This is a genomic window from Chakrabartyella piscis (assembly GCA_030067835.1).
Classification (GTDB): domain Bacteria; phylum Bacillota; class Clostridia; order Lachnospirales; family Anaerotignaceae; genus Chakrabartyella; species Chakrabartyella piscis.
In genome coordinates this window covers 3,229,654-3,244,526 of record CP092441.1, presented here as the reverse complement: position 1 = coordinate 3,244,526, position 14,873 = coordinate 3,229,654, and the positions used below count along the sequence as shown (strand labels likewise).

The following is a 14,873-nucleotide window of genomic DNA, read 5'->3' as shown; positions in this document are numbered from 1 at the left end:
TCAAACTTAGGATATACTACGAAAATTGAAATCATTCTAAATTCATAGAGCAGTGGAATAGGAGAAAATCATGGAAAAATTCATTGTACATGCAGGTGGCAAGTTATCAGGAACTGTGAAAATCAGTGGTGCTAAAAATGCAGCATTACCCATATTGGCAGCAGCTTTATTGACCAAAGAAAAATGCATCATCCAAAATGTACCACCTTTAACAGATGTGGAGCATATGCTGGAACTCTTAGAAGGATTTGGAGCCAAAATTAGCTTTGACCGCAACAAAGAAGAGGTGGAAATAGAAGCATTGGAACTTGTGATTCCAGAAGAACCATATGAATTGGCTAGAAGTATGCGAGCTTCTTTTTTGGTGGCTGGCTCCTTGCTTGGACGTTTGGGTGTTGCAAAGCTTTCATTGCCTGGTGGGTGCCAAATTGGTACCAGACCTGTAGATTTGCACTTGAAAGGCTTTCGAGTTATGGGTGTTAAGGATAAGATGGAATATGGGGTTGTGGATTTGGTGGCAAAGCGTTTGAAAGGTGGTATTGTGTATTTGGATTTCCCAAGTGTGGGTGCTACAGAAAACATTATGATGGCAGCAGTTCTGGCAAAAGGCAAAACCAAAATTGAAAATGCAGCAGCAGAACCAGAAATCATAGATTTGGCAAATTTCTTACGTGGCTGTGGTGCCAAAATCAGTGGTGATGGTACAGGAACCATTTATATTGAAGGTGTAGAAGGTTTGCATGGTTGTAGTCATCAGGTAATTCCAGATCGCATTGAAGCGGGCACTTTTATGGTGGGTGCTGCCATGACAGATGGTGATGTTGTCCTAGAGGGTGTGGAAGAAGAGCATTTGAAACCAGTCATTGCAAAACTTCTGGAATGCAATGTGAAAACAGAAAAAGTGGCAAATGGATTGCGTGTGTATCGCAAAGGGAAGTTGTTGCCCATGCAATTGAAAACCATGCCATATCCAGGATTTCCAACAGATATGCAAGCACAATTCATGAGCCTAATGAGCATTACAAAGGGTAGTAGTTTGGTGACAGAAACCATGTTTGAAAATCGATTTTTACACGCTGGTGAAATGCAACGTATGGGGGCTGATATTCGCATCGAAAGTAGAAATGCTTTTGTGGAAGGATGTGACCATATCACAGGCAGTCAGGTGGTGGCAACAGATTTAAGGGGTGGTGCTGCTTTGATTTTGTTGGCATTGGCAGCACAAGGAGAAACAGAAATTGGAGAAATCCACCACATTGAACGTGGGTATTATCATATAGAAGAGAAATTAAAGAAATTGGGTGTTGATATTGAAAAGATACAGATGTAATGAGTTGATAGGCAATAAAAAAACAGCGATTACCCAAGAAAAGGTGATGGCTGTTTTATTTGAGTAGTTCATCATATGTGGTATCCAAAGCATCACGTATGGCTTTCAGTTGGGATGCGTAAATGTGTTGAATGCCACGTTCTATTTTCACAAGGGATTCTCTGGTGATGGAAAGACCTTGGAGTTGCAACAAAATCACAAGCTCTGTTTGTCCAATACCACGATTGTTGCGAATTTCACGGATGTTTTGCCCAATGGAAATGGTATCATCAGATTTTAGTTTTTGTTCTTGCATAACATACCTCCTGAAATGGACTGAAATGAGTACTTTTTTCTTTATTCTATACGTTTTTTATGATAAGATAGGACTCAAACAAGTCCTATTGGAGGTGAATCATATGAAATGTGAAAACGAGCTGTGTGTATATTGTAATCAAGGTCATTGTATATTGGATAGTATCTCCATAAATGCTTTGGGTATGTGTGATGATGCAATACAAATCACCATAAACCACCATATATTCATGAAAGAAAAAGAAGCACAGTTACAAGAATTGATGAAATTACAAAAATAATAATGAATCATATTTTCATTTGTAGGGGCGATTCACGAATCGACCGTTATGAATTGACCACATTCCTTTATTATTCAATAAACCATTTTGTAAAATCTCTGTAAATCCAGCAAAACTTCCTGTCAAAAAAAGGTATTTCCAATAAAGATGTCGAAATGGATATACTATAGAAGTGGAATCAATATTGGACTGGAGGGATGCAAATGGAGTTACGTAAAATGCAAGAAGAACAGGAAGTACAATATCTGAGCCCCTTTGCAACCAAAAGCAAGGATTCTAAGGGTCGAGAACGCAAAGAAGAGGATTGTGAAGTGCGAACTGTGTTCCAACGAGATCGAGATCGTATTCTGCATGCAAAGGCATTTAGACGCATGAAACACAAAACACAAGTATTCCTGTCACCAGAAGGGGATCATTATCGCACCAGATTGACACATACTTTGGAGGTTTCTCAAATTGCCAGAAGCATTTCCAGAGCATTGTCATTGAATGAAGATTTGACAGAAGCCATTGCTTTGGGTCACGATTTGGGGCATACACCATTTGGTCATGCAGGAGAACGTTCTTTGGATCATGCTTGCAAAATTCATGGTGGCTTTGCTCATAATGAACAAAGTTTGCGTGTGGTGGAATGCCTAGAAAAAGATGGACTGGGACTGAATCTCACATGGGAAGTGTGTGATGGTATTTTGGGACATAGAACCAGTTGCAATCCAATGACTATGGAAGGTAAAGTGGTGCAATTGTCTGATAAAATTGCTTATACCAACCATGATGTGGATGATGCCATAAGAGCAGGCTTGTTGTCTAGGTCAGATATCCCAAAAGAATTTACAGATGTCTTGGGCTATTCCCAAAGTCAAAGGATTGGGGTTATGATTCGAGATGTCATTGAAAATAGCTATGGAAAACCTGAAATCCTTATGAGCGATGATGTAAGAGGTAGCTTGCAAGGGTTGCGTAAGTTTATGTTTCGTGAAGTGTATAATAGCGAAACGGTTGGTAGAGAACAGAAGAAAGCAGAAGATATGATTGAAAAGCTCTATGCACACTACGAAGCACATCCAGAAATGATGGAAGGTGAGTTTCGTATTTTATTGGAAAATGGTACACCTACTTGGCGTGTTGCCTGTGATTATATCGCTTGTATGACAGATCGCTTTGCAGTATCCAAGTTTTCAGAGCTATTTATTCCAAAAGGATGGGAAAAGGTGTAAGCAAATCAAACAACCACCAACTAGAATATGCTGCACTGTAGGGGATGGCGTCCTCGACATCCCGTCATGAACTGCCACAAATTGAACTTGATGTGGGACTTTATCCGTCATAAACAATAAAAAACCATGTGTTTTCCTTGATTTTTTGTAGATGTATACAAAACGTGAAAAAGAAGAAGGATTTCCGTATGTTTTGTCGAATCTACAAAATAAGGGGAAGTGTCTGTAAATCACTTCCTTTCATTCTGCACACAAGAACATCGAAAGACAAAAGCACCCATTTGTACATACCACCAGAAAGGAGCGATCAAAATGCGGTATCCAAGGGAAGTCATCGAAGAAGTTCGGATGCAAAACGATATCGTAGAAATCATTTCTGGATATGTACCATTGAAGCAAAAAGGCAGTTCCTATTTTGGGTTATGTCCATTTCATAATGAAAAGAGTCCTTCTTTTTCCGTGAATAGCGAAAAACAATTTTACTATTGTTTCGGCTGTGGCGCTGCTGGAAATGTATTTGGCTTTTTGATGGAAATGGAGAATTATGACTTTCCAGAAGCTTTGCGTGTGTTGGCAGAGCGAGCCAATTATCAATTGCCGACAGAAGAAAAAAGTGGACAAGCCCTTGCAATGGAACAACTCAGGTCACGTTTGTTGGAAATGCACACAGTTGCAGGAAGATTTTACTACGAAACGTTGCAGTCAGACGCAGGAGCAGAAGCTCTTTCTTATATAGAAAATAGACAGCTATCATTGCCTGTATCCAGAAAGTTTGGACTGGGCTATGCACCAAATGCTTACAATTCCTTGTACAATCATTTCAAGGAAAAGGGCTATTCCATTGGGGATATGCTCCAAAGCGGTTTGGTCATTGAAAACAAAGATAAAAATGGATACCACGATCGTTTTCGTGATCGTTTGATGTTCCCTATTTTTGATCCACAAGGACGTGTGGTTGGATTTGGTGGACGTATCATAGGACGTGGAGAACCGAAATATTTGAACTCTCCAGAAACCATTTTATTCAGCAAAAGTCGTAATCTTTACGGTTTGAATTTTGCAAAAGCAGCAAAGAAAAAAGAACTCATCTTGGTGGAAGGTTACATGGACATGATTTCCTTGTATCAAGCTGGTTTCAAAAATGTAGTTGCAGCTCTAGGCACTGCTTTCAACAAAGACCATGCTCGTACACTGAAAAAATTTGCAGAGGATATCATCCTACTATACGACAGTGATGAAGCGGGTACCACAGCAGCCCTAAGAGCAATTCCCGTTTTGGTGGAAAATGGATTTAGAGTCAGGGTGTTACAAGTGCCAGATGGCAAAGACCCAGACGAGTTCATCAAACAAAATGGAGCAAGTGCATTTGCAAAATTATTGTTGGATGCAGTGCATTATATTTCCTTTGAAATTGCTTGTATCCAAAGAAAGTACAATTTACAATCTCCAGAGCATAAGGTGCGTTTTGCCAACGAAGCAGCGGATATTTTGTCCAAATTGGACAATGCCATTGAACGTAATGTCTATGCAAAAGAGGTTAGTAAAATGACAGGTGTGGAGGAAGAAGCCATACGCAGCGAAATACAAAAACGAGTGCAAAAAGAAGAATTGTCCTTCCAAAAAGAAGCCCAACGTCAACAGAATCAATGGAAAGCGGCATCTGTATCCACAAAGGTGGAAAAGGGGATTTTGGAAGCCCAACGAAGCATTTTGTACCTATGTGCATCTGACGAAAAAATATATCAAAAGATTGCAGAAACTATGGAGCCACAAGACTTTACAGACCCTGTACAATATCGTATTTTACAGGTGATGGGGGAATTGTGGAAGGATGCTGGACATGTATTCCCAGCAGAAATGGTCAACTTTTTTGAACAAAATGCAGACCAACGACAAGTGGCAGAAATCTTTGCCTTGGAAATGTTGTTGGGTGAAAGAGAAGATGTAGAAAAAGGGCTCAATGAATCTGTAAAGCAATTGAAACAAAGAAAAATCGATTTGCAGATGAATACAGCGACTACCGTAGAAGAAATACAAAAATTGATGGAATTGAAAAGAAAATTAGATTCTTTGTATATTACCATTTGATATGGGAAATCTCTAATAACGCAAGTGCCAAGATTTATGAGAGAATTTTTTTGGCATAATTCAATGGAATTTGAATTGATATTGGAAATATCATTGAGAATTTTAGTGGAGGATGACAGGAAAATTTGCCGTAAAGATTGGTGCTATGGGTTGTTGGAGGTTCCCTTAGGATAGATTAGAGGTATAACGAAAGGGAGGATTGCATTGAAATCCGGAGAAGAAGCAAACTTGTTGACCAGATTAGAAGAATTGGTGCAACTTGGAAGAAAGAAAAAAAGCGTTTTGGAATATAAAGAGGTTATGGATCATTTGGCAGACTTGGAGCTGGACCCAGATCGAATTGACCGAATTTACGAATATTTGGAAACACAAGGCATTGATATTTTGGGTAATATCGAAGCTGAAGAAGAAATTGAAAAAGAATTGGATCTCACATTGCCAGAAGGTATTAACATCGATGACCCTGTACGTATGTACTTGAAAGAAATTGGTAAAGTGCCACTTCTCAGTGCTGCTGAAGAAGTAGAGCTTGCAAAACGTATGGAAGAAGGCGATGACGAAGCGAAGAAAAAATTGGCAGAAGCCAACTTGCGTTTGGTGGTTAGTATCGCCAAAAGATATGTAGGTCGTGGTATGTTGTTCTTGGATTTGATTCAAGAAGGTAACCTTGGGCTCATCAAAGCTGTTGAAAAATTCGATTATCACAAAGGATATAAATTCAGTACTTATGCAACATGGTGGATTCGTCAAGCAATCACACGTGCCATTGCAGACCAAGCAAGAACCATTCGTATCCCTGTGCATATGGTAGAAACCATCAATAAATTGATTCGTATTTCCAGACAACTCCTCCAAGAATTGGGACGTGACCCATCTGCGGAAGAATTGGCAGTGGAAATGCAAATGTCAGAGGATAAAGTACGTGAAATCATGAAGATTGCACAAGAACCTGTGTCCTTGGAAACACCAATCGGTGAAGAAGAAGATAGTCACTTGGGAGATTTTATCCCTGATGATGATATTCCAGCACCAGCAGAAGCGGCAGCATTTACTTTGCTCAAAGAACAACTAATCGAAGTTTTGGATACTTTGACAGAACGTGAAGAAAAAGTATTGCGTTTGCGTTTTGGTTTGGATGATGGCTTGGCTAGAACCTTAGAAGAAGTTGGACGTGAGTTCAATGTAACACGTGAACGTATCCGTCAAATCGAAGCAAAAGCACTTAGAAAATTGCGTCACCCAAGCAGAAGCAAAAAACTCAAAGATTATTTAGAATAAAAAAGACCTTGGGGCTTTGCCCCAACACCCCACCAACCTTTGGAAAGGTTGGATCTAAACTTTATTTTGCGAAAACTACGTTTCCGCTAGGGATAGGGAATATAATTGGATTATTGTAGGGCGGTGGCTTGCTGCCGCCGTATACCACAAAACAAAAATTAATGGCAATTGTAGGGGCGATTCACGAATCGACCGAAAACCAGGATTCTTCGTCACTACATTCCTCAGAATGACAGAACATTAGCGTATGCAATCGTAGGGAACAGTCTTGACTGTTCCGTTATGAATCGTACAGCCCAAAGATTCCTTGTTGCATTCAGAATGACAGAATTGTTGCTATAAATAAAATTTTATTGGGGGAACGTAGTTCACCCATAATGGGTCAAGGGACTGGTCCCTTGCAGGTTGTAGGACAGAGTCCTACGGTTTTGACTTTGACTTTTAGGGCATTTCGATGCCCTATTTTTGTAGAGGGAACCTCTAAATAACCCACAGCACCAATCTTTATGGTTCATTATTTCCGTCATTCTCCACAAAAAATATCGGCGATATTTCCTATATCGACTCAAATTTTAGTGAAGTCTGACGAAAAAATGCTCGCATAAATTTTGGCACTAGAGTTATTAGAGGTTCCCTGAATAGAAATAATAAGAAAGGCGGAACAATATGGAAATCTCCAAAAGGCTCAAACAGGTGACAGATTTTGTTGCACATCCAATCGTGGCAGATATCGGCTGTGACCATGGCTATGTGCCTATTTATCTGTATACAATAGGCAAAATTACCAAAGCCTATGCTTGTGATGTACGTAAAGGCCCTTTGTCCAAGGCACAAGAAAATATCAAAGCCTATGGTGCAGAAGATGTCATTGAAACTCGCTTAGGTAGCGGTTTTGTACCTATGCAAGCTGGCGAAGCTCAAACGGGTATCATCGCTGGTATGGGTGGTATGTTGACCATCCATATCTTGGAAGAAAGCAAAGAAGTGGTGGACTCATTGGAACAATTGGTGCTGTCACCTCAACAAGATATGGGCGAAGTGCGTAAATATCTACATAAAATCGGCTATAGAATCGACAAAGAATGTATGCTGGAAGAAGAAGGCAGATACTACTGGATTATGAGCTGTGTCCATGGTACAGAATCCTATGCCACAGAAGCAGAATATTTGTATGGTAAATTGCTGTTGGAAGAAAAAAATCCACTTTTGTTGGAATGGCTGATAGATGAATACAATAGACTATCTTTGGTGGCAGAAAAATTGGGCACACTCCAAACAGAAGGTGCAAAGGAACGTTTGCCACAGGTGCAAATGGAATTGGATGTTATGAAGGAGGCTTTGTCATGGCTCAAATCGTAAAAGATATCACAACTTATTTGGAAGAATGGGCACCACCCTATTTGGCAGAAGATTGGGACAATTCAGGGCTTTCTGTGGGAAATCCCAACCAAGAAGTAAAAAAAATCCTTTTGGCTTTGGATGTGTTGGACGAAGTCATTGACGAAGCGGTGGATTTGGGTGCAGATATGATTGTGACACATCATCCTATGTTGTTGTTCAAAAAATTGAACTCCATCACCACAGAAACACCAGTGGGCAATCGCATCCATAAATTGATACGAAACAACATTTCCGCATATGCAGCACATACCAATTTGGACTCTGCAAAGGGCGGTATCAATGATATTTTGGCGGATTTGGCAGGTCTTCAGGATGTTTCTGTTTTAGAAGTCAGCCATGTATCAGAAGATGGTACAGAAGAAGGTTTGGGACGTGTGGGTATGTTGCCAGAGCCTATGAAATTTGTGGATTTTGCAAAACGTATGAAAGAACAATTACACTTGCCAACCATTCGTTTGGTGGGTGATGGCAACCAAATGGTGCAAAAAGTGGGTATGTGCTCTGGTAGCGGTATGTCCATGTTGCCCAATGCCATTGCAGAGAATGTAGATGCATTCATCACAGGCGATGCCAGATATCACGAATCCCAAAAGGCTTTGGAAGCTGGAATTTGCATTGTAGATGGCACCCATTACGCAAGTGAAGTCATTGTGTTGCCACTGCTCAAGAAATATTTGGAAGATGGCATTCAAAAAAATGGCTGGAATATAGAAGTGGTACTGTCCAAAGTGGATGGTCAAACTTTCTGGGACTTGTAATGCCACAATACTTAAAAATGATGTAATCGTAGGGATGACCAGTGGTCGTCCGTCATAAACTGAATGACAGGAACATTCATATGTTGCAATCGTAGGGTTGATTCACGAATCAACCGTAATACCAAAGATGCTTCGTCATTACATTCCTCTGCATGACAAAAAAGAAGATACACTTTCCTATGTGTCATTCTGAGGAGTTGGCGACGAAGAATCCTAAAATGCAATGTCAGACGTAGGGTTGATTCACGAATTGACCGCATAAATGCATATGAATGAAATACCCCTGTGTCATTTTGTCACAAACCACACTATCATGTAATCGTAGGGGCGTACCTATGTGTGCGCCCGTTCACCATAAGGAGGTTGGATTTCTTTGGAAAATTTACAAATTAACGTTATGGGCAAGCAAGTTTCAGTGCCCTTTGGTACCACATTTGGCACCTTGGCAAAGGACTATACAGATCACTGTATAGGGGGGATTTTGTTGGCAAAACAAGACAATCGCCTGCAAGAATTGAGCAGTCCCATTGAAGGGGATTCTCCTATTGTTTTTTTGGATGCAACGGATGAGGATGGTATGCGTGTATATCATGGGAGCGTTTCCTTGCTTTTGGTGAAGGCGGTATATGATTTGCTTGGCAAAGAACATGGTGTTTGTATCGAACATTCCTTGCGTGGAGATTTGTATTGCGAAATCAAAGACATGGAAATTACAGAAGATATTTTGGCACAATTGGAAAAACGTATGGGTGAGTTGGTGGCGAAAAAAGCAACCATCAACAAACATGTGGTGTCCAAAGGTCGTGCTGTTGCCATTATGATGGAGCAAAACATGATAGACAAAAAGGAACTTTTGCGTTTCCGTCAATCTGCCAACACAAATCTCTATGAACTCGAAGGCGTCTATGATAATTTCTATGGCTATATGCCAGAAGATGTGGGCAGTTTGGGCGCATTCGCCTTGGTGCCATATGAAAAGGGTTTTTTGTTACGTTTACCCGATAGAAGCAATCCAAATGTGGTGCCTGCAATAGAAAAAGCTGAAAAAATCGGAAAGGTATATCTGGAGCAAATGGAGTGGTGTCGCCTTATGGGTGTTTCCAATGTTGCGGAGCTAAACCAAGTCATTGTAGATGGGAAATTTGGCGATTTGATTCGTGTCAATGAAGCTTTGCACGAAAAACGTGTGGTACAAATTGCAGAAGAAATTTACGGCAAAAAAGATAAGTTGAAAGTGGTTTTGATTGCAGGACCGACTTCATCAGGGAAAACTTCTTTTGCAAATAGATTGTGCATCCAATTGCAAAGCATGGGCATGAAACCTCATAAATTATCTATGGATGATTATTTTGTGAACCGTGTGGACACACCATTGGATGAGTTTGGTAATAGAAATTATGAGTGTATCGAAACTGTGGACATTCCTCTATTGAATGCGGATTTGAAATCTCTCATTGAGGGGGAACTGGTGGAAATGCCCCATTTTAATTTCATCAGTGGGGAACGTGAATACCATGGCGATACCATGCAGCTCCAAGAGAAAGATATTTTGGTGATGGAAGGGATTCATGGGCTGAACGAACGATTGACGGAGCTCATTGCCCCTGAATATAAGTTCAAAATCTTCATCAGTGCCATCACACAATTGAACATTGATGACCACAATCGCATTTCCACAACCGATAGTAGAATGTTGCGACGAATGGTGCGTGATGCCAGAACACGTAGTGCAAACGCATCGGTAACCATTGGTACTTGGGATTTGGTGACCAAAGGTGAAGAGGAAAATATCTTCCCGTTCCAAGAAGATGCAGATGCCATCTTCAATTCCGCTACATTGTATGAGATTTCTGTGTTGAAAACATATGTGGTGCCATTGTTGTACGCTGTGGAAAAAACGACACCAGAATATGTGACAGCAAAACGTATGTTGAAATTCTTGGCATACTTCCTAGCAGCACCAGATCAAGACATTCCAAACAATTCCTTAATTAAGGAGTTTACCGGTGGCAGTTGCTTCAAGGTATAACCACAACAAATAAAAACATAAGGCAATTGTAGGGTTGATTCACGAATCAACCGCTATCATATCCTCGAAATGGATGCATAATTTATTGTAGGGGAGGATAGTATCCTCCAGTATGATTGACATTTTCAAAACACTAGGGTATAATGCCCTTTGTGAGTAGGTCGGACAGTCGCCCTTTTTTGAGGGAGGAAAGTCCGGGCTTCAAAGAGCAGGGTGCCAGTTAACGGCTGGTGGAGGCGACTTTAAGGATAGTGCAACAGAAATAAACCGCCTGTTTTTGCAGGTAAGGATGGAAAGGTGGTGTAAGAGACCACCGCTTTCTTGGTAACAAGGGAGGCTCTGTAAACCCCACCCGAAGCAAGACTGAAGAGAAACCATAGGGCTGCTCGTCCTGTTTCGATAGAGTCGCATGATGTCATTGGCGACAATGAACCAAGATAGATGGCTGTCTAAGACAGAACCCGGCTTATAGATCTGCTCATCCAAAAGAAGACGTAACCATACGTCTTTTTTTAGTGAAGAGATCAGAATGAAGATATACAAGGGTATTTATATAATGTGTAGTTGCGGAGCGATGAGGGCATCGCTCCCTACAAAAACCAAAACCTTAAATACATTACACTTGTAGGGGCGATTCACGAATCGACCGATGCTCTTTAAACGGGCGACCACTGGTCGCCCCTACAAAAACCAAAAACCACAAAATATAAATATGCGATTGTAGGGTACGATGCCCTCATCGTACCGTCGTACTACAGAGTATAAACATAACATAAACATATAAGATTAAGTGCTGTATATCAATCTGGGACATTTTACGCCCACTGGGATTATTACCGAAAATCATGTACAAAAATAGACACAATACACAAAAATCAAAAAAATGGGATATTATGGATGAAAAAAGCATGAAATTTGCATAGCAACCCTTCTAAAATCCATAAAAATTTCTATGGTGGAACGAAAATATTTACTTGTTTCATATTGTGGTAATGAGATACAATGAATTGGTAAACAGAATTGTAAATGTTTTGGGAGGATTTCATAATGGCAAAGAAAAAAATTGCAATTTTAACAGGCGGTGGCGATGCACCAGGTTTGAACGCAGTCATTTATGCATTGACAAAAATTTGTATTTTGAAATATGACTATGAAGTGGTTGGCTATAAATTTGGCTACCGTGGTTTGTACAACAACGATTTTGTAAAATTGGATTTGAAAAGCGTAGGCGGTATCTTGCACAAGGGTGGTACCATCTTGTATAGCTCCAACAAAGACAATTTGTTCGATTACACAGTGACAGATGAAAATGGCAACAAAGTCAAAAAGGACGTTTCTGCTGTTGCAATCGAAAACCTTAAAAAGGAAGGTGTAGATACCCTTGTTGTTTTGGGTGGTGATGGTACTTTGACCAGTGCTAGAGACTTTGCACGTGCAGGAGTAAACGTAATCGGTGTGCCAAAAACAATCGACAACGATTTGATGTCAACAGACAAAACATTTGGTTTCGATACAGCAATCAACGTGGTTGCAGAAGCTTTGGGTAGAATCCATACCACAGCTGAAAGCCATCACCGTGTTATCGTGGTGGAAGTTATGGGACGTAATGCAGGCTGGATTGCACTTTATGGCGGTATCGCTGGTAGTGCAGACGTTATCTTGCTTCCAGAAATTCCATTCTCTTTGGATGCAGTTGTGAAAAAGATCAAAGAACGTGATGCAAGTGGTAGAATGTTCACCATTATCGTGGTTTCTGAAGGTGCAAAAGAAATTGGTGGCGAAGTGACTGTTGGTAAAATCGTAAAAGATAGCCCAGATCCAATTCGTTTGGGTGGTATTGCCAATAAACTTTCTTATCAATTGGAAGACTTGATCGGTGAAGAACACGAAGTACGTCCTGTTGTTTTGGGTCATACACAACGTGGTGGCGAAACATCCCCTTATGATAGAATCTTGTCCACTAGATATGGCGCATATGCTGCAAAATTGATTGCAGATGAAGAATTTGGCAATATGGTTTGCTTGCGTAATGGTGTCATTGGTCACGTTGCTTTGGAAGAAGTCATTGGCGGTGGTCAAAAACTTGTAGATCCAGAAGATGAATTGGTGCTTATGGCAAAAGATATGGGTATCTTCTTTGGTGATGAAGAGTTGAAATAAGAATACACATTAACTTGAAATCAGGATTTCAAGTTGTAGTCATAGGTGAAAAAGATGATTTCCTCGTGCAAGTACTTCTACGAAGTACCTAGAAATCGCTTTTTGTCCCATTCACCGCAAGAATGCGGGCAGCGTAAGCTGACTTTGCAATGCAAAGTGATGACCCTGACGAAATGCGATTCTGGTCAGTATTTTGCTACGCAAAATGGCTTCGCCATCGGATTTCTTTCCGATACGTTCTGCGGATTAAAGTCTGCGACGCTAAAAGATAAAAGAGGGTTGCTTTTTTGGTAATCTAAGAGGAGCTTCGGTTCCTCTTTTTTTATTGCATATACTTCACATTTGCAGCCAAAAGGGGTATAATGTAAAATAGATAAGACTGTGAAAATGGAACTGACCCAATGTACATAGAAAGCAAATGAGGACATCATATGAATGCACGAGTAGCCAAAATATTGCAGTACAACGAAGTTTTTGTAGACAATGAATTGTATTTGAAATACACCACTTCCAAATATCCAGATCGTAAAATTGCCATTTTATCTTGTATGGACACCAGAATGACACAACTTCTACCAGCAGCTTTGGGTCTGAAAAATGGCGATGTGAAAATGATCACCAATGCAGGTGCACTTTTGACACATCCTTGTGGTAGTGGGATTTATAGCTTGTTGGTTGCCATCTATGAATTGGATGTGGATACCATTATGGTGGTTGGACATGATGATTGTGGTGGCAAAGCACTGAATGGTGTGGAAATTGTGGAGAAAATGCGTGCTCGTGGTGTGACACAAGATGCTCTTGACCATGCAGCAGAACACTTTATGCCAGTGGAAGAATGGATGACTGGTTTTGGTGATGTGGAACATTCTGTGCAACATACCGTGGAAATCATTGCAAACCATGGCTTGATTCCAAAGGAAATTGAAGTGTTTGGCTTTGTTATGGATCCAGAAACAGGGCTTTTAAGAGCAGTGAAAAATGACTAATGAAGAGTGAAAACCCAACGGGACGGGGAACCCGTCCCCTACAAGTATCGATTGTCGTAAACAAATGGGTAACCAATATAAATATAAATTTTAACAATAGGGTCAAGGGGATTATCCCCTTGCAGGGTTTGGGGCTCACCGCCAAGGAAGTGGCGGACACCCTAGGTGGCTTTGCTTGCAAAGTGATGACCTAGCGTCCCAAGGTCTTGTCTTTGAGGAGGAACTATGAAAACAACCTATTACCATCACAGTGGATTTGCTGTGGAAACCGAAACCAAAGTCTTGCTATTTGATTATTATACAGAACATGGAACACATGCATATTTCGATCCAACTGCTTATGGTGACAAGGATGTGGTGTGTTTCGTATCCCATGTGCATAGTGACCATTTCGATCGTGTTATCACAGATTGGAAAAATGTTTCCTATGTGGTTTCTTCTGATGTGAAATTGGGTCAACATTGCACGGGTGAATCCATTGCAGTTGTGGCTGGTGCATCCTATGATTTCCACGATATGCATATCGAAACCTTGCAATCCAATGATGAAGGTGTTGCATTCTTGGTGGAAGTGGATGGCAAAACCATCTATCACTCAGGGGATTTGAATTGGTGGCATTGGAATGGCGAACCAGACGATTTCAATGATGATATTGCACGTAGTTTTACAACAGAAACCAATAAACTCATTGGCAAAGAAATCGATATTGCCTTTGTACCAGTAGACCCACGTTTGGAAGATAAATTTGATTGGGCTGTGGACTATTTTATGAAACAAGTAGGAGCGAAACATGTATTTCCAATGCATTTGTGGAACAAAATGGATGTATGCAATCGTCTAAAAGACAAAGCATATGGAGAACAAGTGGCAATTATTACACATCCAAACCAAGAATTTGAACTTTAAATATATCTGCATGTATTTCTACAAAATATCAATACACCTGTAGGGGATGGGTTTCCCATCCTGCAATGAACCACCACAAAACATCAATACGCAATTGTAGGGGCACCCCTATGTGGGTGCCCGTCATGAACCACCACGAAAG

Annotated in this window: 12 protein-coding genes and 1 other RNA gene; 12 read left to right on the top strand and 1 reads right to left on the bottom strand. The window is 40.5% G+C overall.

Annotation, left to right across the window (positions count from 1 at the left end; all coding sequences use genetic code 11):
• Positions 1-70: 70 nt before the first annotated feature.
• Complete coding sequence (gene murA / locus MJY40_RS14780; RefSeq protein ID WP_317854946.1) at positions 71-1,330, top strand: UDP-N-acetylglucosamine 1-carboxyvinyltransferase; 1,260 nt, start codon at positions 71-73, stop codon at positions 1,328-1,330.
• Positions 1,331-1,385: 55 nt separating this feature from the next.
• On the opposite strand, the gene MJY40_RS14775 is transcribed toward murA, so the two are convergent.
• Positions 1,386-1,625, bottom strand: coding sequence for a helix-turn-helix domain-containing protein (locus MJY40_RS14775; protein ID WP_317854945.1), 240 nt, complete (start codon positions 1,623-1,625; stop codon positions 1,386-1,388).
• A 103-nt stretch (positions 1,626-1,728) separates the two neighbouring features.
• Between MJY40_RS14775 and MJY40_RS14770 the strand changes: the two genes are divergently transcribed.
• From MJY40_RS14770 to MJY40_RS14720, 11 genes are all read left to right on the top strand, one after another.
• Positions 1,729-1,905 (top strand): hypothetical protein, encoded by a 177-nt coding sequence (locus MJY40_RS14770; protein WP_317854944.1) that lies wholly within the window; start codon positions 1,729-1,731, stop codon positions 1,903-1,905.
• Positions 1,906-2,108: 203 nt separating this feature from the next.
• A complete protein-coding gene (locus MJY40_RS14765) occupies positions 2,109-3,122 on the top strand; it encodes a deoxyguanosinetriphosphate triphosphohydrolase (protein WP_317854943.1) in 1,014 nt (337 codons plus the stop codon).
• Between the two features lie 312 nt (positions 3,123-3,434).
• On the top strand, positions 3,435-5,210 hold the full coding sequence (gene dnaG, locus MJY40_RS14760; RefSeq protein WP_317854942.1) for a DNA primase: 1,776 nt from the start codon (positions 3,435-3,437) through the stop codon (positions 5,208-5,210).
• 204 nt (positions 5,211-5,414) lie between these two features.
• Entirely contained in the window at positions 5,415-6,488 is a 1,074-nt protein-coding gene (gene rpoD / locus MJY40_RS14755; RefSeq protein WP_317854941.1) for an RNA polymerase sigma factor RpoD, read from the top strand.
• 666 nt (positions 6,489-7,154) lie between these two features.
• The gene (locus MJY40_RS14750; RefSeq protein ID WP_317854940.1) at positions 7,155-7,847 is read left to right on the top strand and encodes a tRNA (adenine(22)-N(1))-methyltransferase; all 693 of its coding nucleotides are present in this window, start codon (positions 7,155-7,157) and stop codon (positions 7,845-7,847) included.
• Entirely contained in the window at positions 7,832-8,647 is an 816-nt protein-coding gene (locus MJY40_RS14745; RefSeq protein ID WP_317854939.1) for a Nif3-like dinuclear metal center hexameric protein, read from the top strand. The genes MJY40_RS14750 and MJY40_RS14745 overlap by 16 nt, the downstream gene beginning before the upstream one ends.
• 373 nt (positions 8,648-9,020) lie before the next feature.
• Positions 9,021-10,676, top strand: coding sequence for a nucleoside kinase (locus MJY40_RS14740; RefSeq protein WP_317854938.1), 1,656 nt, complete (start codon positions 9,021-9,023; stop codon positions 10,674-10,676).
• A gap of 153 nt (positions 10,677-10,829) precedes the next feature.
• An RNA gene (gene rnpB, locus MJY40_RS14735) (RNase P RNA component class A) lies at positions 10,830-11,161 on the top strand.
• Between the two features lie 562 nt (positions 11,162-11,723).
• A complete protein-coding gene (locus MJY40_RS14730; protein WP_317854937.1) occupies positions 11,724-12,836 on the top strand; it encodes a 6-phosphofructokinase in 1,113 nt (370 codons plus the stop codon).
• A 431-nt stretch (positions 12,837-13,267) separates the two neighbouring features.
• On the top strand, positions 13,268-13,825 hold the full coding sequence (locus MJY40_RS14725) for a beta-class carbonic anhydrase (RefSeq protein WP_317854936.1): 558 nt from the start codon (positions 13,268-13,270) through the stop codon (positions 13,823-13,825).
• 225 nt (positions 13,826-14,050) lie between these two features.
• Positions 14,051-14,731, top strand: coding sequence for an MBL fold metallo-hydrolase (locus MJY40_RS14720; RefSeq protein WP_317854935.1), 681 nt, complete (start codon positions 14,051-14,053; stop codon positions 14,729-14,731).
• Positions 14,732-14,873 lie beyond the last annotated feature (142 nt).